Source organism: Micromonospora sp. CPCC 205558, from assembly GCF_036902955.1.
In the GTDB taxonomy this organism is placed as follows: domain Bacteria; phylum Actinomycetota; class Actinomycetes; order Mycobacteriales; family Micromonosporaceae; genus Micromonospora.
This window is the reverse complement of the sequence record NZ_JBAKHR010000009.1, coordinates 96,364-113,072: the sequence shown is the minus strand read 5'-3', so window position 1 is coordinate 113,072 and position 16,709 is coordinate 96,364. Positions and strand designations below refer to the sequence as shown.

Here is a 16,709-nt window from a genome sequence, read left to right as displayed (position 1 = left end):
CCGACCACCCTGCCGCGCCGTTCGACCGTACCCGGATCGGGCCCGGCACCTCGCCTGCCGAGCCGTCCGGTCCCCCCGGCCTGGCTCGGTCATCCGGCCATCCTGCCAGGCGGCCTCCCCGTGTACCGCCCGGTTTCAGCGCGGTGCGACCGGCTTCACGAGCTTTGCGGCGAGGCGCTCCGGCTTTGGCCAGCGCACCTGCGTTGCCGCGCCGACCTTCTCGAACAACCAGATCACGCGGGCGGAGATGTCCACCTGACCACGCAGTACGCCGTGCCGGGCGCTGGTCGGGTCGGCGTGGTGCAGGTTGTGCCAGCTCTCGCCGAACGACAGGATCGCCAGCGGCCAGAAGTTCGAAGCGCGGTCGCCCTGGCGCATCGCGAACGGACGCTCGCCGTAGACGTGGCACACCGAGTTGATCGCCCAGGTGACGTGGTGCAGGAGGCCGATCCGGACCAGTCCGGCCCAGAAGAACGCGGTCAGCGCACCCTGCCAGGACCAGGTCACCAGGCCGCCGATCAGTGCTGGGCCGAGGAGCGAGATGGCCACCAGCGCGGGGAAGAGCCGATCGACCCGGCTGATGTCCCGGTCGGCGATGAGGTCCGGTGCGAAACGCTCCCGGTTGGACAGCTCCCGGCGGAACAGCCAGCCCACGTGTGCGTGGAACAGGCCTCGGGTCAACGCCCAGAAGCTGGTGCCGAAGCGCCACGGCGAGTGCGGGTCACCCTCCAGGTCGGAGAAGGCGTGGTGCCGACGGTGGTCGGCGACCCACTGAATGATCTCGCCCTGCACCGCCAGCGAACCCGCGACGGCCAGAGTCACCCGCAGCCACCGCTTGGCCTTGAACGAGCCGTGGGTGAAGTAGCGGTGGAAGCCGACGGTGATGCCGAGCCCGGAGACGACGTACCAGACCAGGCCGATGATCACGTCGGTCCAGCCCAGCCAGCCGCCCCAGGCCACCGGCACGGCGACCAGTAGGGCGACGAAGGGGATCACCACGAATGCCCAGAGGGCGGCCAGGATGCCGGGGGACTGGCTGCCGTCGGTGAGTGGTTTGGGGCCGGGTCCGGCGGTGTTGGGATCGAGTAGAGCAGTGGACATGGGACCTCGCAGGGGGATGGTAACGATCACGAAGCTACGCCTACGTCACCGTAACTTACGGCACCGTAGATCGCACGGGGAACTTTCGAATCGCCTTCGCGTGACTGCTCAAATCCGCAGGTCAGCAGGCACCACAGCGAGAGCCTGACCGCTGCGGGAAACGGGCGGCCCGGGTGCGGGTCGGCCACCCCCCGGACATCGGCGGCGTCGATCGCTCGCCGTGCGACGGGATGAGCGATGGCGCCCGGCGCCCGGGGCGCTAAGGTGTAGCGGCGGGATGTCCATCCCACAAGCGACGTGCTCGCGTCGCTGATCGGCCGTGGTGTAATTGGCAACACCCGGGTCTTTGGTACCCGTATTTCAGGTTCGAACCCTGGCGGCCGAGCTGCTCACCTAGGTCCGTTTTGGGGCCCGGTGGGGGTAAGAGGGGAACGTGCCGGGCCGCGCGGCTAGCATGGCCGCGAGAGTGTCCGCCGTCCCGACGGGAGCCACATCGTGCCCCAGCCCCACCTCCGTACCGTCGTCGTACTCGCCGCCGGTGAGGGCAAGCGGATGAAGTCGACACTTCCCAAGGTGCTGCACCCCCTGCTCGGTCGGACGCTCCTCGGCCACGTGCTGAGCGCCGCCGCCCCGCTGGGCGCGGACCGCACCGTCGTCGTTGTGGGGCACGGCGCCGACCAGGTCCGGGCGCACCTGTCCGAGATCGCCCCGGACGCCGCGCCGGTGCTCCAGGCCGAGCAGCTCGGGACCGGGCACGCCGTGCGCATCGCGCTGGACGCCGTACCGGACGGTGCCGGCACGGTCGTGGTGATCAACGGGGACGTGCCGCTGCTGCGACCCGAGACGGTGGGCGCGCTGGTGACCGCCCACGAGGAGGCCGCCGCTGCGGCCACCGTGCTGGCCGCCGAGGTGCCCGACCCGACCGGCCTCGGCCGGATCGTCCGGGATGCCGACGGCAACCTGGAACAGATCGTCGAGGAACGTGACGCCGACCCGGCGCAGCGCGCGATTCGGGAGATCAACGCCGGCATCTACGCGTTCGACGCGGTGCGGCTGCGTGAGGCGCTGGGCAAGCTCTCCACGGACAACGACCAGGGCGAGGAGTACCTGACCGACGTCTTCGGCCTGCTCCGCTCGGCCGGTGAGCCGGTGGCGGTGCACGTCGCCGTGGACCACGTCGAGACGTTGGGCTGCAACGACCGGGTGGAGCTGGCGGCACTGCGCCGGCTCCTGCGCGACCGGATCAACGAGGCGTGGATGCGCACCGGCGTGAGCCTGCTCGACCCCGTCACCACCTGGATCGACGTGACCGTTGCGCTGGACCGGGACGCGGTCGTCGACCAGAACACCCAGTTGCGCGGCAGCACCGTGGTCGGCGCCGGCGCGCTGATCGGGCCGGACGTCACTCTGATCGACACGGTCGTCGGCCCGGCCGCCTCGGTGATCCGCAGCCACGCCGACGGCGCCGAGGTGGGCGCGGGCGCAACCGTCGGGCCGTACGCGTACCTGCGGCCGGCCGCCCGGCTGGCCGAGAAGGCGAAGGTCGGCACGTTCGTCGAGGTGAAGAACACCGAGATCGGCCCGGGCGCGAAGGTTCCGCACCTCAGCTACGTGGGTGACGCGACGATCGGCGCGAAGGCCAACATCGGCGCGGCGACGATCTTCGTGAACTACGACGGGGTGAACAAGCACCGCACGGTCGTGGGTGAGGGTGCCTTCGTCGGCTGCGACACGAGCTTGATCGCGCCGGTCGAGGTGGGTGCCGGCGCCTACGTGGCGGCGGGCAGCGCCATCGCCCAGGACGTGCCGCCGGGCGCGCTCGGGGTCACCCGGGCGCCGCAGCGCAACATTGAGGGCTGGGTGCAGCGCAAGCGCCCCGGCACGGTCTCCGCGGCGGCGGCCGAGCGGGCGCAACGCGCCGCCGAGGGTGCGTCGGGTGTGGCCGGTGCCGCAAGCGACAGTGAGGCAATGCACGGGGGAGCCAAGACGGTGGGCGGCGCATCCGGCCCGGGAGATACTGCAACCGAATAGTCCCTGACCCACCACCACCGGGTCGGGTACCGCCGACAAAACGGGAGCAGACGGGCCCATGGGCAGCATCGTCGCCGAAAACCGCAAAAGCCTGATGCTCTTTTCCGGACGTGGCTTTCCGGAGTTGGCCAAGGAGATCGGCGAGGTGCTCGGCGTCGCGCCGACCCCGGCCGACGCCTACGAGTTCGCCAACGGCGAGATCTTCGTACGTTTCAAGGATTCGGTGCGTGGTTCGGACGCCTTCGTGGTGCAGTCCGTCACGCACGGGGTGAACACCTGGGTCATGGAAACCCTGATCATGGTCGACGCGCTGAAGCGGGGGTCGGCCAAGCGGATCACCGTGGTGCTGCCGTTCTACCCGTACGCCCGCCAGGACAAGAAGCACCGCGGTCGGGAGCCGATCTCGGCCCGTCTGGTGGCGGACCTGCTGAAGACCGCCGGTGCCAACCGCATCCTCACCGTCGACCTGCACACCGCGCAGATCCAGGGCTTCTTCGACGGGCCGGTGGACCACCTCTTCGCGATGGACATCCTGGCCGAGTACGTGGAGCACAAGTACGCGGGCCGGCCGATGACCGTGGTCGCACCGGATTCGGGCCGGGTGCGGGTGGCCGAGCGGTGGACCGACCGGCTGGGCGGTTGCCCGCTGGCGTTCATCCACAAGACCCGCGACCCGATGAAGCCGAACCAGGTCGTGGCGAACCGGGTGGTCGGTGAGGTCGAGGGCCGGGTCTGCCTGATCGTCGACGACATGATCGACACCGGCGGCACGATCGCCAAGGCGGCCGACATCCTCAAGGAGTCGGGCGCGGCGGAGATCGTGGTCGCGTCCACCCACGCGCTGCTGTCCGACCCGGCCACCGAGCGGCTGAAGAACAGCTCGATCAGCGAGATCGTGGTGACGAACACGCTGCCGCTCCCGCCCGAGAAGCAGTTGGACAAGCTCACCGTGTTGTCGATCGCGCCGCTGCTGGCGCGGGCGATCCGGGAGGTCTTCGACGACGGCTCGGTGACCACCCTGTTCGGTGGCCTGAGCTGAGCCTGAGCCCCGTTTCCGCCACTTGACACGCTGGCGGGGGCGGGGCTGGCAAACTGGCGGAAAAGGGGCTGGCGCGCTGGTGGGAGCACCACCGGCGCGCCGGTCGTGGGCTGTGATCGGGGACTGCCGGAAACCCTGGAAACAGCTCGGGTAGACTGGTGCGGTTGCCACGGCGAGGGTGCCCGGCGGGCCGCTGAAAAGCGCCGCACGGAGGCACCGTCATCGACGCGGTGCTCCGGGCAGTCGTTCATGACGCATGAGCCCCAGCGAGCCCCTCGCCCCAGCACCGCCAGACGACAAGCCGCCGCAGCGAAAAGCATCAGGAGTTTCCCCGTGTCCGAGGTAAAGATCAGCGCCGAGCCCCGTACCGAGTTCGGCAAGGGTGGTGCCCGCCGTACCCGCCGGGCCGGCAAGGTGCCCGCCGTGCTGTACGGCCACGGCGAGAAGCCCAAGCACATCGCGCTGCCGTCGCGGGAGTTCGCCGCCGCGATCCGTAAGGGCGGCGCCAACCAGCTCTTCGCGATCGACATCACCGACGGCACCCAGGTGCTGGCGCTGCCGAAGGCGATCCAGCGTGACCCGATCCGCGACACCTTCGAGCACGTCGACCTGATCCTGGTCCGTCGGGGCGAGAAGGTCACCGTCGAGGTCCCGGTCCAGCTGACCGGCGAGGCCGCGAAGGACACCCTGATCGTGCACGACCACGACACCCTCTCGGTGACCGCGGACGCCACCAAGGTGCCGGACCACCTCGAGGCGTCGATCGAGGGCATGGAGGCGGGCACCCAGGTGTCCGCCAGCGATGTCACGCTGCCGGCCGGCGTCGAGCTGGCCGTCGACGCGGAGCTGACCGTCGCGTCGGTGACCGCCGCCCCGACCGCCGAGCAGCTCGAGGCGACGCTGCCCGAGATCGAGGTTGCGACCGACGAGGCCGAGGCCGAGGTCGGCGAGACCACCGAGGGCTCCGAGGGCGCGGACGCCGCCCCGGCCGCCGAGGGCGACGAGACGGCCGAGGCGCGCACCGAGGCCTGATCGGTTCGTACTGTGCGACAGGCGTCCCCGGATGTTCGGGGGCGCCTGTCGGCGTATCAGGAGTCGGTGAGATGGGCGTCGGAAGGGACGGGTCGTGACGGACGAGGCGGGGCCGTGGCTGGTGGTCGGCCTGGGCAACCCGGGTCGGGAGTACGCCGGCAACCGGCACAACGTCGGTTTCATGGTGGCCGACCTACTGGCCGGGCGGGTGGGCGCCCGTTTCGGCCGACACAAGCGGGCGGTGGCCGAGGTGGCCGAGGCGCGACTGGGGTTCGGTGGGCCGAAGCTGGTGCTGGTGAAGCCACTGACGTACATGAACCTCTCCGGCGGGCCGGTCGCGGCGCTGGCGCAGTTCTACAAGGTGCCGACGACCCAGGTGATCGCTGTGCACGACGAACTGGACATCGGTTTTGGCCAGGTGCGGGTCAAGTTCGGCGGCGGCGAGGGCGGGCACAACGGCCTGCGCTCGATGTCGAAGTCGTTGGGGACGAAGGACTACGCCCGGGTGCGGTTCGGCGTCGGCCGACCGCCGGGGCGGCAGGATCCGGCGGATTATGTGCTGTCGGATTTTGGCGCGGCCGAGCGCAAGGAGCTGGATTTCCTGGTGGACCGGGCTGCGGACGTGGTGGAGTCGGTGATCATCAAGGGCGTGGAGCCGACGCAGAACCTCTACCACGGCAGCTGAGCCGGGCGGGGCGTACCGACTCGGAAACGCTGGGCCGGTAGTCTGCGCCTTTCGGCGTGCCGCGACCGGCGACGCGAGTCGCGGCGGATCGGCCCGTGCGGGCAGCGCGGTGAGGCGACGGGAGCGGGCAGATGAGCAGTCCTCCGATGATCGATGGCGCGTTCGCCCGATGGTTGGCGTCCCGGGCCGGGCAGGCGCTGCTCGACCTGCGTGCGGAGATGGGTTTCGCCGACACCGGCGCGCTGAAGTCGGCCGGGGACAAGGTGTCGCACGACCTGATCCGCACGGAGTTGGCGAAGTGGCGTCCGGGTGACGCCGTGCTCTCCGAGGAGGACGAGGGGTCGCGGTTGGCCTGGGCCGCAGAGGTGAACACCGGAGCGGTGTCGCGGTTGAACGCGGATCGGGTGTGGATCGTCGACCCGTTGGACGGCACCCGGGAGTTCTCCGAGGAGGGCCGCTCGGACTGGGCGGTGCACGTGGCGCTCTGGGCGCGCAACGCGCCGAGTCCGCACGGGCTGGTCGCTGGGGCGGTGGGTCTGCCGGCGCAGCATCGGGTGCTGGGCACGGACTACCCGCCGGCGTACCCGCCGATGACTGTGGAGGCGGCGACGGCCGGCGAGCGGAAGATCCGACTGGCGGCGAGCCGGAGCCGGCCGCCGGTCTTCCTGACGGATCTGGCTGAGGACGTCGGGGCGCACCTGGTGCCGATGGGCTCGGCCGGAGCGAAAATCGCCGCCGTGGTCACCGGCGAGGTGGACGCGTACATCCATGCAGGTGGGCAGTACGAGTGGGACTCGGCGGCCCCGGTCGCTGTGGCGACGGCCACCGGACTGCACGCTTCCCGGATCGACGGTTCTGCGCTGAAATACAACGAGGCGGATCCGCGCCTGCCCGACCTACTGGTCTGTCGCAAGGATCTTGCCACCCGGTTGCTTGCAGCGCTGCAGAAACATTCCGGGTAGCCTGAGCGAACTTTCTTGACATGCCCGACCGGAAAGGTCTGGAAATCGGATGAGCGAGCGAATCGAGCCGGTGTCATGACCACCCCCGCGGCCTACCAGGTCTCCCACCTGGACGCGCTGGAAGCGGAGAGCATCTTCGTGATGCGCGAGGTCGTCGCCGAGATGGAACGCCCGGTGCTGCTCTTCTCCGGTGGCAAGGACTCGATCGTCATGCTGCGGCTGGCGCAGAAGGCGTTCGCCCCGGCCAACGTCCCCTTCCCGGTCATGCACGTCGACACCGGGCACAACTTCCCCGAGGTTCTGGAATACCGCGACCAGCGCGTCGCCGAGTTGGGGTTGCAGCTCGTGGTGGCGAGCGTGCCGGACGCCCTGGCCAGCGGCATGGTCCGGGAGTCCGCCGACGGCATGCGCAACAGGATCCAGACGCCGGTGCTGCTGGAGGCGGTGGAGAAGCACCGCTTCGACGCGCTGTTCGGTGGCGCCCGCCGGGACGAGGAGAAGGCCCGGGCGAAGGAGCGGGTGTTCAGCTTCCGCGACGAGTTCGGTCAGTGGGACCCGAAGAACCAGCGGCCGGAGCTGTGGTCGCTGTACAACGGCCGGCACCACCCGGGCGAGTCGATCCGGGTCTTCCCGCTGTCCAACTGGACCGAGCTGGACGTCTGGCACTACATCGCCAGGGAACGCATCCCGCTGCCGTCGATCTACTACGCGCACGAGCGCGAGGTGATCGAACGGGACGGCATGTTCTACGCCGTCAACGAGTTCTTCCGCCCCCGCGCGGGTGAGGAGCGGTTCAAGGCGCAGGTGCGCTACCGCACCGTCGGCGACGCCTCCTGCACCGCCGCGGTCCGTTCCGACGCGGACACCGTGGAGAAGGTCATCGAGGAGGTGGCGGCCACCCGGATCACCGAGCGCGGCGCCACCCGTGGTGACGACCGGGTCAGTGAGGCCGCCATGGAAGACCGCAAGCGGGAGGGCTACTTCTGATGAGCACCGAGATCGTGGCCTCCGCGAACGCGGACGCGTCGGCTGTCACCGGGGCCGGGCCGGAGCCCCGGGCGATGGACCTGCTGCGGTTCGCCACCGCCGGCAGCGTGGACGACGGGAAGTCGACCCTGATCGGTCGGCTGCTCTACGACACCAAGTCGCTCTTCACCGACCAGTTGGCGGCCGTGGAGGCGGTCAGCGCCGCCCGGGGTGACGAATACACCAACCTGGCGTTGCTCACCGACGGCCTGCGTGCCGAGCGGGAGCAGGGCATCACCATCGACGTGGCGTACCGGTACTTCGCCACCCCCCGGCGCAAGTTCATCATCGCCGACACCCCCGGCCACATCCAGTACACCCGCAACATGGTCACCGGAGCGTCGACAGCGGACCTGGCGTTGATCCTCGTGGACGCGCGCAAGGGCCTGGTCGAGCAGTCCCGTCGGCACGCGTTTCTCTGCTCCCTGCTACGGGTGCCGCACCTGGTCCTCTGTGTCAACAAGATGGACCTGGTCGACTGGTCGCAGGAGGTCTACGAGCGGATCGCCGACGAGTTCACCGCGTTCGCGGCGAAGCTCGACGTGCCGGACCTGACCGTGGTGCCGGTCTCCGCGTTGCGCGGCGACAACATCGTCAGCCGGTCGGACAACATGCCCTGGTACGAAGGCCCGTCGCTGCTGCACCACCTGGAGCGGGTGCACATCGCGAGCGACCGCAACCTGGTCGACGTCCGGTTCCCGGTGCAGTACGTGATCCGTCCGCAGTCCACCACGGTCACCGACTACCGCGGCTACGCCGGTCAGGTCGCCTCCGGCGTGCTGAAGCCCGGTGACGAGGTGATGGTGCTGCCGTCGGGCTTCACCAGCCGGATCGCCGCCGTGGAGACCGCCGACGGGCCGGTCCCGGAGGCGTTCCCGCCGATGTCGGTGACGGTACGATTGGCCGACGAGATCGACATCTCCCGGGGCGACCTGATCTGCCGTCCGAACAACGCGCCGGCGGTGGCCCAGGACATCGAGGCCATGGTCTGCTGGATGGACGAGACTGCCCCCCTGCGGGTCGGCGGCCGGTACGCGATCAAGCACACCACCCGGTCGGCTCGGGCGATCGTGCGCGGGCTGCACTACCGGCTGGACATCAACTCGCTGCACCGCGACGAGTCGGCCGACGAGCTGCGGCTCAACGAGATCGGCCGGGTGCGACTGCGCACCACTGTGCCGTTGCTGGCCGACGAGTACCGCCGCAACCGCACCACCGGCGGCTTCGTCATCATCGACGAGGCGACCAACCGTACGGTAGGCGCCGCCATGATCGTCGAAGCCACCTAACCCCACCCCACCCACCCCACCCACCCCACCAACGGGACCCGAACACCCACCCGCGCACCCGCGCACCCGCGCACCCGCGCCATGATCGCGCTCGATCCATGAAGTAGTGGCCTCGCCCAGCGGGCGAGGCCACTACTTCCCTGAACAAGCACGATCTCGATCCCTCCGGCCCACCCCGCCCCCCGGCCCCGCTCGGTGATCAAGAAGTTTGCGTCAGGATGCGGGCTGAAAGTGACGCAAACTTCTTGATCAACCTGGGGGGTGGGGGGGTTAGTCCAGGCGGGTGGCGCCGGGGGCCGGGAGGACGGTCACCGTTGTGGGGGCGGTGAAACCTCGCTCCGCGTACGCGTGGGTCACGGCGGCGGCTACGGCATCGGCCCGGTCGGCCTCGACCAGCGCGAGCACGCATCCGCCGAAGCCGCCGCCGGTCATCCGGGCACCCAACGCACCGGCCGCCAACGCCGCCTCGACCGCCGTGTCGATCTCCGGCACGGTGATCTCGAAATCGTCCCGCATCGAGACGTGGGAGGCCGTCAGCAGCGGGCCGATGTCGCGCACCCGGGCAGCGCGGAGCAGCCCGACCACGTCCAGCACGCGCTGGTCCTCGGTCACCACGTGCCGGACCCGCCGCCGGGTCTCCTCGTCGTCGAGCTGCGCCAACGCGGCGTCGAGCTGGTTGATGCTCACGTCTCGCAGCGCGGCGACGCCGAGGGCTTTGGCGCCGGCCTCGCAGGAGCGGCGGCGGGCCGCGTACTCCCCGTCGGCGTGGCGGTGCGGCGCCCGGCTGTCGATGACCAACACGGCCAGCCCGGCCGTGCCCAGGTCGAACGGGATGTGCTCGATCGACTCGTCGCGGCAGTCGAGGAAGAGGGCGTACCCAGCGCGGCAGCGGATCGACGCCGACTGGTCCATGATGCCGGTCGGCGCACCCACGTAGACGTTCTCCGCCCGCTGCGCCAACCGGGGTTGCAGTGCCGGGGCAAGCTCCAGCCCGCCGAGGTCGAGCAGGGCAGCCAGCACGGCTGACTCCAGCGCGGCCGAGGAGGAGAGCCCGGAACCCAGCGGCACGTCGGAGGCGATCGCCAGTCGGGCGACCGGCACCTGATGACCCGCCTCGCGCAGTGCCCAGACCACACCCGCGACGTACGCGCCCCAGCCGGTGACCCGGCCCGGCTCGGCGACGTCGTCCGCGCCGAAGGTGATCGTCTCACCGGAGAGCTCGGACCAGACCGTCCAGTGCTCCCCGTCCTGCCGGTCGGCCGCGACGACGGTGCGCATCGGCAGCGCGAACGGCAGCACGAAGCCTTCGTTGTAGTCGGTGTGCTCGCCGATCAGGTTGACCCGACCCGGGGCCGCCCAGCGGCCGGCCGCCTGGCCGCCGAACTGCGCGGAGAAGCCGGCCGCTGCCCGCTCGGCGACATCATCGGCCGGGCGGGTCATGACTGCCCCAGGATGTGCGTGCGGTAGAACGCCCAGGCGTCCCCGACCATGTCGTGCAGGGTCGGCTTCTGCGGCACCCAGCCCAGCTCGTCGCGGGCCAGCGCGGACGACGCGACCAACTCGGCCGGGTCGCCCTCGCGGCGCGGGGCGACCTCGACGGGCAGTTGGTGCCCGGTGACCTCGCGGACCACGTCGACGACCTGGCGGTTGGTGAAGCCGTTGCCGTTGCCCAGGTTGTAGATCCTGTGCTGCCCGGCGGTGGCCGCGTCCAGCGCCAGCAGATGCGCGCGGGCCAGGTCGGCGACGTGGATGTAGTCGCGGACGCAGGTGCCGTCGACGGTGGGGTAGTCGTCCCCGAAGAGCTGGAGTTTCTCCCGCCGGCCGGCGGCGACGTCCAGCGCGATCGGGATCAGATGCGTCTCCGGGTCGTGCCGCTCGCCGAGCATGACGTCACCGTCGAGGTGGGCGCCGGCCACGTTGAAGTAGCGCAGCGACACGGCGGCCAGCCCGTGCGCGATCGCCTCGGAGGTGAGTGCCATGTCGACGGCGAGTTTGGTGGCGCCGTACGTGTTGGTGGGCGCCTTGACCGCGTTTTCGGTGATGGGCAGCTCGGTGGGATTGCCGTAGACCGCAGCGGTGGAGGAGAAGACCATCCGGGGGACCCCTGCTGCCCGGACCGCGTCGATCAGGGCGAGCGTGCCGACGGTGTTGTTCTGCCAGTACAGCTCCGGCTTGACCATCGACTCACCGGCGGCGATCAGGGCGGCGAAGTGCAGCACCCCGTCGAACCCGGCGTCCGCGGTGATGACGCGGGCGGCGTCGTGGATGGACGCCTCGACGTGGGTGGCGTCCGGGGCGAGGGCCTCGCGGTGGCCGGTGCGTAGGTCGTCCAGGATGACCACCTGGTGGCCCGCGTCGAGCAGCATCCGGGTCACCACGCTCCCGATGAAGCCGGCGCCCCCGGTGACGAGCAGTTTCACGTCGTTGCCTCCTGCCTGGCCCGCCCGGGCGTGGCCCTTTGGGTGATCACACTAGGGCGGTGGTCGGCATCCTCGCCGACACCACCGGCAACCCCATTCCATCATAATCTTTCACGATTAAACAGAGCCGAACATCTGTTGGTGCGCTCCGCGTGATGACCGGTGCGGCGGGCCCTCGGTGTCTACCATCTCTGTCATGCGGGAAGTGGCCCGTACCGGGCTCCGGCGACGCGCGCGGGCACACCCCCGCCGCGACCCCGGTCCGCTCGCCCGAGCCGTCGCCCGGGTGCTGGTCCGCGCCGCGGACGGTGCCACCCGGCTCGTCACCGATCTGTTGGGGACCGGTCCGACGGCCGGCCGGGAGCGCATCTCGGAGGCCGATCTGCGGGACCTGGTCGCGGCGAACACGGTGCTCGACCCCGACGAGCGGCGGATCATCGACGAGGTCCTGGTGGCCGGTGCCAGTCTGATCCGCGAGGTGATGATGCCCCGTACCGAGGTGGTCTTCCTGCCGGCGCGGCTGACCATCGCCGAAGCCGCCCGACTGGTCCGCGCCGAAACACACACCCGCTACCCGGTCACCGACGGCACCCACGACGACGTGGTCGGCTTCGTGCACCTCCGGGACGTACTGCTGCGCCCGGACGCCGACCCGTGCGTCACCGTCGGTGAGTTGGCCCGGGAGGTGAAGCGGCTCCCCGGCAGCAAACGGGTGCTCGCCGCGTTGACCGAGATGCGCCGGGAGGGCCAGCATCTCGCGGTGGTGGTCGACGAGTACGGCGGCACGGCCGGGATCGTCACCCTGGAGGACCTCATCGAGGAGCTGGTCGGTGAGATCCACGACGAGTACGACGCCACCCCGGACCCGGTGCACGCCGGCCTGCCCGCGGTTGTGGACGGTCGCCTCAACCTCGCTGACTTCGCCGAACGGACCGGGGTGGCGCTACCCGCCGGCCCGTACGAGACGGTTGGCGGGTTCGTCATGGCCGCGCTGGGCCGGCTTCCGGTGACCGGCGACGAGGTGTCGGTGCCCGCTGAGCCCGCCGACGTCGGCGGGCCCGATCAGGCCGAGCTGCCGGCCGGCTGGCTGCTGCGGGTGCTCACGTTGGACGGCCGTCGGGTGGCCCAACTCGCCGTCGCGGCGCGCACCGAGCAGCGCCGCGAACAGCGCACCCAGCAGCGTCGCGAATACGACGCCGCAGCGGCCCTGGCGGGCGGCCCGGGGCAGGCCGGGGAGACGGTGGCGGGGCAGCATCGCCGGGTCGCGGTCGGGCCGACGCGCCGGGTCGGCGCGGGCGAACCACGCGAGGTCAGCACCCCGGCACCGGCGGGCCGGAGCCGACCCGCCGGCCCGTCATGACGGACCGGCTTGCTTGCTGACAGAATTATCGCCATGTCCGACGTTCCCGCCCGGCCCCGCGTCTTCTCCGGCATCCAGCCGACAGCCGACTCGTTCCATCTCGGCAATTATCTGGGCGCGGTGCGGCACTGGGTGGCACTACAGGACACGCACGACGCCTTCTACTGCGTCGTGGACCTGCACGCCATCACCGCGGGGCACGACCCGGCGCTGCTGCGCCAGCGGACCCGGGTGGCCGCGGCCCAGCTCTTCGCGGTCGGGCTCGACCCGGAACGCAGCACCCTGTTCGTCCAGTCGCAGGTGCCCGAGCACCCGCAGTTGGCCTGGGTGCTCGGGTGCATCACCGGCTTCGGCGAAGCCAGCCGGATGACCCAGTTCAAGGACAAGTCACAGAAGCAGGGCAACGAGCGGGCCAGCGTCGGGCTGTTCACCTACCCGATCCTCCAGGCCGCCGACATCCTGCTCTACCAGGCCAACGCGGTGCCGGTCGGCGAGGACCAGCGCCAGCACCTGGAGCTTTCCCGGGATCTGGCCCAGCGGTTCAACTCGCTGTTCGGCGCGACGTTCACGGTGCCCGCGCCGCACATCGTCAAGGACACCGCCAAGATCACCGATTTGCAGGACCCGACCGCGAAGATGTCGAAGTCGTCGTCCTCGCCGGCCGGCATCATCGACCTGCTCGAAGATCCGGCCCGGTCCGCGAAGAAGATCCGTTCGGCGGTGACCGACACCGGTCGGGAGATCGTCTTCGACGCCGAGACCAAGCCCGGTGTGTCCAACCTGTTGACCATCCACTCGGCGCTCAGTGGTCGCAGCATCGACGAGTTGGTTGCCGCGTTCGCCGGCCGCGGCTACGGCGATCTGAAGAAGGAGCTGGCCGAGGTGGTGACGGACTTCGTCCGCCCGATCCAGGAGCGCACCCGCACCTACCTCGACGATCCGGCGCAGCTGGACAAGCTGCTCGCGGCCGGCGCGGAGAAGGCCCGTGCGGTGGCCGCGACGACCCTGCGGTCGGCGTACGAGCGGGTCGGGTTCTTCCCGCCCGTGCGCGGCGAGTAGGTCCGCGGTACAGGTGGACGGGTCGGTGGTCGGAGGGGCGGCGCGAAGCGTGGATCGCAGTGGCGGGGTGCCGCCCACCGGCGACACCATCCAGATCGGCATCGCGGTGGACATCCCCGAGCCGTGGGGTGCCCAGCTCACCCGGCGGCGGGTCGAGGCCGGTGATCCGTTGGCGGTGCCCGCGCACGTGACGTTGCTCGGTCCCACCGAGATCCGGACGGCCAACCTGCCCGCGGTCGAGCGGCACCTGGCCGCCGTCGCCGCCGCGCACCTGCCGTTCACGCTGCACCTGCGGGGCACCGGCACGTTCCGTCCGGTCACCCAGGTGGTGTTCGTCGCGGTGGCCGCCGGGATCAGCGAGTGCGAGTTGCTGGCCGCGGCCATCGCAGCGACACCGGGCCTGCACCGCGAGCTGCGCTTCCCATACCATCCGCACGTCACAGTGGCTCAGGATGTGGCACCCGAGGCCCTGGACAAGGTGTACGAGGATCTGGCCGACTTCTCCGCGATGTTCGAGGTCGGAGCGTTCACCCTCTTCTCGCACAGCGGGCAGGCCAGGTGGCAGCCGCGCCGGGACTTCTGCCTCGGCACCTGAAGCAGCTGTGACTGAAGCGTCGGCGACTGAAGTGTCGGCACCCGAAGTGTCGGCACCTGATGCGTCGGCGACGCGCCGGCCGGCGAGCACCGGAAGCCGGTTGCCACTACAGCGGCGGCGAATCGGCGAGGATGATCGCGTGAACGTGATCGGCCGGATCGAGGCGGGTATCGACCGCTGGGTGAGCGGCGCGCGCCACCGGTCGAGCCTCTTCGATCACGTGTGGCGGGCCGGCGTGCTGTACGGCGAGGTGCTGGCCGGCCGCTTGGCCGCCGCCATCGCCTACTACGGCTTCTTCGCGGTGTTCGCCCTCGCCCTGGTCGCGTTCTCCATCTTCGGCGCGATCCTGGAGGACAACGACGACGTCAGCGCGGCGGCGGCCGACTTCCTCAAGGAGAATCTGCCGTTCCTGGACGCCGAGCAGATCGCCAACTCCAGCGGCACCGTCGGTGTGGTCGGCCTGGTCATCCTGGTCTTCACCGGGATCGGCTGGGTGGAGGCCATCCGGTCCTCGCAACGGCTGATGTACGGGCTCAACCAGCAGCCGGGCAACCTGGTGGTGCGGCGGCTCGTCGACCTGGGCGTGATGATCGGCGTCTTCGTGCTGCTCGGTGTCTCGGTCGCGGCGGTGGACGCGTTGGAGTCGCTGCTGCGCTTCCTGCTGCGCAGCACCGGCTCGGTCGGTCTGACCACGATCAGCGCGGTGCTCAGTGTGCTGGTCAACACCGTGCTCGCCACCGCGTTGCTGCTCGCCGTGCCCCGGCTGCGGATGAGCCGGTCCCGGCTGCGCCCGGTGGTGGTGCTGGTGGCTGTCGGGATCACGCTGCTGAACACCGTCGGGCGGTACTACGTGGTGCGGACCGAGCGGAACCCGGCGTACACGGTGGTGGCCGGCGCCGTCGGGCTGCTGCTCTACCTCTACCTGCTCAACCAGTTGGTGCTGTTCGGCGCGGCGCTCCTCGCGACCAGCACCAACGGCCGAGTGGTGGACCTGGCCGGAACCACCGCGCCAGCGAAGGATGTCGACGAGGGCATCGATCCCGGTACGCCGGGCGGTGCGGGCTGATGACGGAAGGCGCGCAGGTGCTGATCTCGGTCGACCCGGATTCGTCGGTGCCCCCGTACGAGCAGGTGCGAGGGCAACTCGCCGAGCTGATCGGCGACGGCCGGTTGCCGGTGGGCAGCCGGCTGCCCACCGTCCGGCAGCTCGCCGCCGACCTGCGGTTGGCAGCGAACACGGTGGCCCGCGCCTACCGGGAGCTGGAAGCGGCCGGGCTGCTGGAGACCCGGGGGCGCAACGGCACCTTCGTCGCCCCCGGGCGGGACGACGCCGTCGACCGGTTGCAGCGGGCGGCAGCCGGCTACGCGGCGGAGGCGGCCCGGCTCGGCGTGCCGCCGGCCACCGCGCTCGCCCTGGTCCGCGCCGCTCTGGACGCGGTCCGTCCCGGTTGACCGCCCGCCGACCGGCCGCCGACGACCGCCGGACGGGCGACAACTGAGCAGAACGGCGTCGGCGCTCGCGTTCGCGGACCATGATGAGCCGGTGGGCGCACTCATGACACTGGACCTGCCGGCGGACTCGCCGCTCCTCGGCCTGCCGTGGATCATCACCTTCGGTCCGCTCGGTGATCTCGACGAGTGGGAGCCGGTGGTCTGCGGGCCGTACGAGCGACCGCACGCGTTGGCCCTGGCCGAGGCGGTGGTGGCCGACGAGCAGTTGGTGGCGGTGGTGGAGCCGCTGCTGCCGGCGCTGTCCGCCGACGAGATCCGCAGCGAGATCGCCGCCGCGCAGGTCGCCGCCGAGGACGAGGCCCGTCGGGTGGAGGGGGCCGATCTGTACGGGGACTTCGACGACGTGATCGACGAGGAGTTGGACGCGGCAGCCGACGAGGCGGGCCACGGTGAGCCCGCAGAACCGCCGGACGAGGCCGAGGTACGCGCCGGCTTCACCCGGATCGCGGCGTTGCTCACGGCGAAGTGAGACCGATGAGCCCAATGGGGTACCCGTGACACCCGCGGGCCACACCACCGGCCGGCTACGGACACCGGCGCCACGCGGAGCGAACTCCGCATGGCGCCGGTGGCACCTCACCCCCCACCACAAGGGGTC

Annotated in this window: 15 protein-coding genes, 1 tRNA gene and 1 pseudogene; 14 read left to right on the top strand and 3 right to left on the bottom strand. The window is 70.7% G+C overall.

Annotated features, from left to right (window positions below; all coding sequences use genetic code 11):
- Positions 1-135: 135 nt before the first annotated feature.
- Entirely contained in the window at positions 136-1,101 is a 966-nt protein-coding gene (locus tag V6U86_RS13015; RefSeq protein WP_334502534.1) for an acyl-CoA desaturase, read from the bottom strand.
- 313 nt (positions 1,102-1,414) lie between these two features.
- Here V6U86_RS13015 and V6U86_RS13010 point away from each other — a divergent pair.
- The 8 genes from V6U86_RS13010 (at position 1,415) to V6U86_RS12975 (ending at position 9,165) form a co-directional block, all read left to right on the top strand.
- Positions 1,415-1,486: transfer RNA gene (locus V6U86_RS13010), tRNA-Gln, on the top strand.
- Between the two features lie 110 nt (positions 1,487-1,596).
- Positions 1,597-3,132: a bifunctional UDP-N-acetylglucosamine diphosphorylase/glucosamine-1-phosphate N-acetyltransferase GlmU gene (glmU, locus tag V6U86_RS13005; RefSeq protein WP_442934932.1), complete on the top strand. Its 1,536-nt coding sequence runs from the start codon at positions 1,597-1,599 to the stop codon at positions 3,130-3,132.
- Positions 3,133-3,190: 58 nt separating this feature from the next.
- Positions 3,191-4,171 carry a ribose-phosphate diphosphokinase gene (locus tag V6U86_RS13000; RefSeq protein WP_030329105.1) on the top strand — a complete coding sequence of 327 codons (981 nt, stop codon included), beginning with the start codon at positions 3,191-3,193 and terminating at the stop codon, positions 4,169-4,171.
- A 333-nt stretch (positions 4,172-4,504) separates the two neighbouring features.
- Positions 4,505-5,203 carry a 50S ribosomal protein L25/general stress protein Ctc gene (locus tag V6U86_RS12995; protein ID WP_334502529.1) on the top strand — a complete coding sequence of 233 codons (699 nt, stop codon included), beginning with the start codon at positions 4,505-4,507 and terminating at the stop codon, positions 5,201-5,203.
- A 94-nt stretch (positions 5,204-5,297) separates the two neighbouring features.
- Entirely contained in the window at positions 5,298-5,888 is a 591-nt protein-coding gene (gene pth / locus V6U86_RS12990; RefSeq protein WP_334502526.1) for an aminoacyl-tRNA hydrolase, read from the top strand.
- A gap of 131 nt (positions 5,889-6,019) precedes the next feature.
- Positions 6,020-6,850 carry an inositol monophosphatase family protein gene (locus V6U86_RS12985; RefSeq protein ID WP_334502524.1) on the top strand — a complete coding sequence of 277 codons (831 nt, stop codon included), beginning with the start codon at positions 6,020-6,022 and terminating at the stop codon, positions 6,848-6,850.
- 75 nt (positions 6,851-6,925) lie between these two features.
- Positions 6,926-7,837: a sulfate adenylyltransferase subunit CysD gene (gene cysD, locus V6U86_RS12980; protein WP_334502521.1), complete on the top strand. Its 912-nt coding sequence runs from the start codon at positions 6,926-6,928 to the stop codon at positions 7,835-7,837.
- Positions 7,837-9,165 (top strand): sulfate adenylyltransferase subunit 1, encoded by a 1,329-nt coding sequence (locus tag V6U86_RS12975; protein ID WP_334502519.1) that lies wholly within the window; start codon positions 7,837-7,839, stop codon positions 9,163-9,165. The genes cysD and V6U86_RS12975 overlap by 1 nt, the downstream gene beginning before the upstream one ends.
- Positions 9,166-9,435: 270 nt before the next feature.
- Here the strand turns inward: V6U86_RS12975 and galK are convergent, their stop codons facing one another.
- Positions 9,436-10,605, bottom strand: coding sequence for a galactokinase (gene galK / locus V6U86_RS12970; RefSeq protein WP_334502516.1), 1,170 nt, complete (start codon positions 10,603-10,605; stop codon positions 9,436-9,438).
- Positions 10,602-11,585, bottom strand: coding sequence for a UDP-glucose 4-epimerase GalE (gene galE, locus V6U86_RS12965; protein WP_442934931.1), 984 nt, complete (start codon positions 11,583-11,585; stop codon positions 10,602-10,604). Before galE ends, galK begins: the two co-directional genes overlap by 4 nt.
- Before the next feature lie 196 nt (positions 11,586-11,781).
- Between galE and V6U86_RS12960 the strand changes: the two are divergent.
- From V6U86_RS12960 to V6U86_RS12935, 6 genes and pseudogenes are all read left to right on the top strand, one after another.
- Positions 11,782-12,750: pseudogene (locus tag V6U86_RS12960) on the top strand (hemolysin family protein); the annotation flags it as partial.
- 228 nt (positions 12,751-12,978) lie between these two features.
- Positions 12,979-14,004 carry a tryptophan--tRNA ligase gene (gene trpS, locus V6U86_RS12955; RefSeq protein ID WP_334502514.1) on the top strand — a complete coding sequence of 342 codons (1,026 nt, stop codon included), beginning with the start codon at positions 12,979-12,981 and terminating at the stop codon, positions 14,002-14,004.
- Between the two features lie 13 nt (positions 14,005-14,017).
- Entirely contained in the window at positions 14,018-14,599 is a 582-nt protein-coding gene (locus tag V6U86_RS12950) for a 2'-5' RNA ligase family protein (RefSeq protein ID WP_442934930.1), read from the top strand.
- Positions 14,600-14,738: 139 nt separating this feature from the next.
- Complete coding sequence (locus tag V6U86_RS12945; RefSeq protein ID WP_334502510.1) at positions 14,739-15,665, top strand: YihY/virulence factor BrkB family protein; 927 nt, start codon at positions 14,739-14,741, stop codon at positions 15,663-15,665.
- Positions 15,665-16,051 (top strand): GntR family transcriptional regulator, encoded by a 387-nt coding sequence (locus V6U86_RS12940; RefSeq protein WP_334502506.1) that lies wholly within the window; start codon positions 15,665-15,667, stop codon positions 16,049-16,051. The genes V6U86_RS12945 and V6U86_RS12940 overlap by 1 nt, the downstream gene beginning before the upstream one ends.
- A 91-nt stretch (positions 16,052-16,142) precedes the next feature.
- Positions 16,143-16,580: a hypothetical protein gene (locus V6U86_RS12935; RefSeq protein WP_334502504.1), complete on the top strand. Its 438-nt coding sequence runs from the start codon at positions 16,143-16,145 to the stop codon at positions 16,578-16,580.
- Positions 16,581-16,709: the final 129 nt, after the last annotated feature.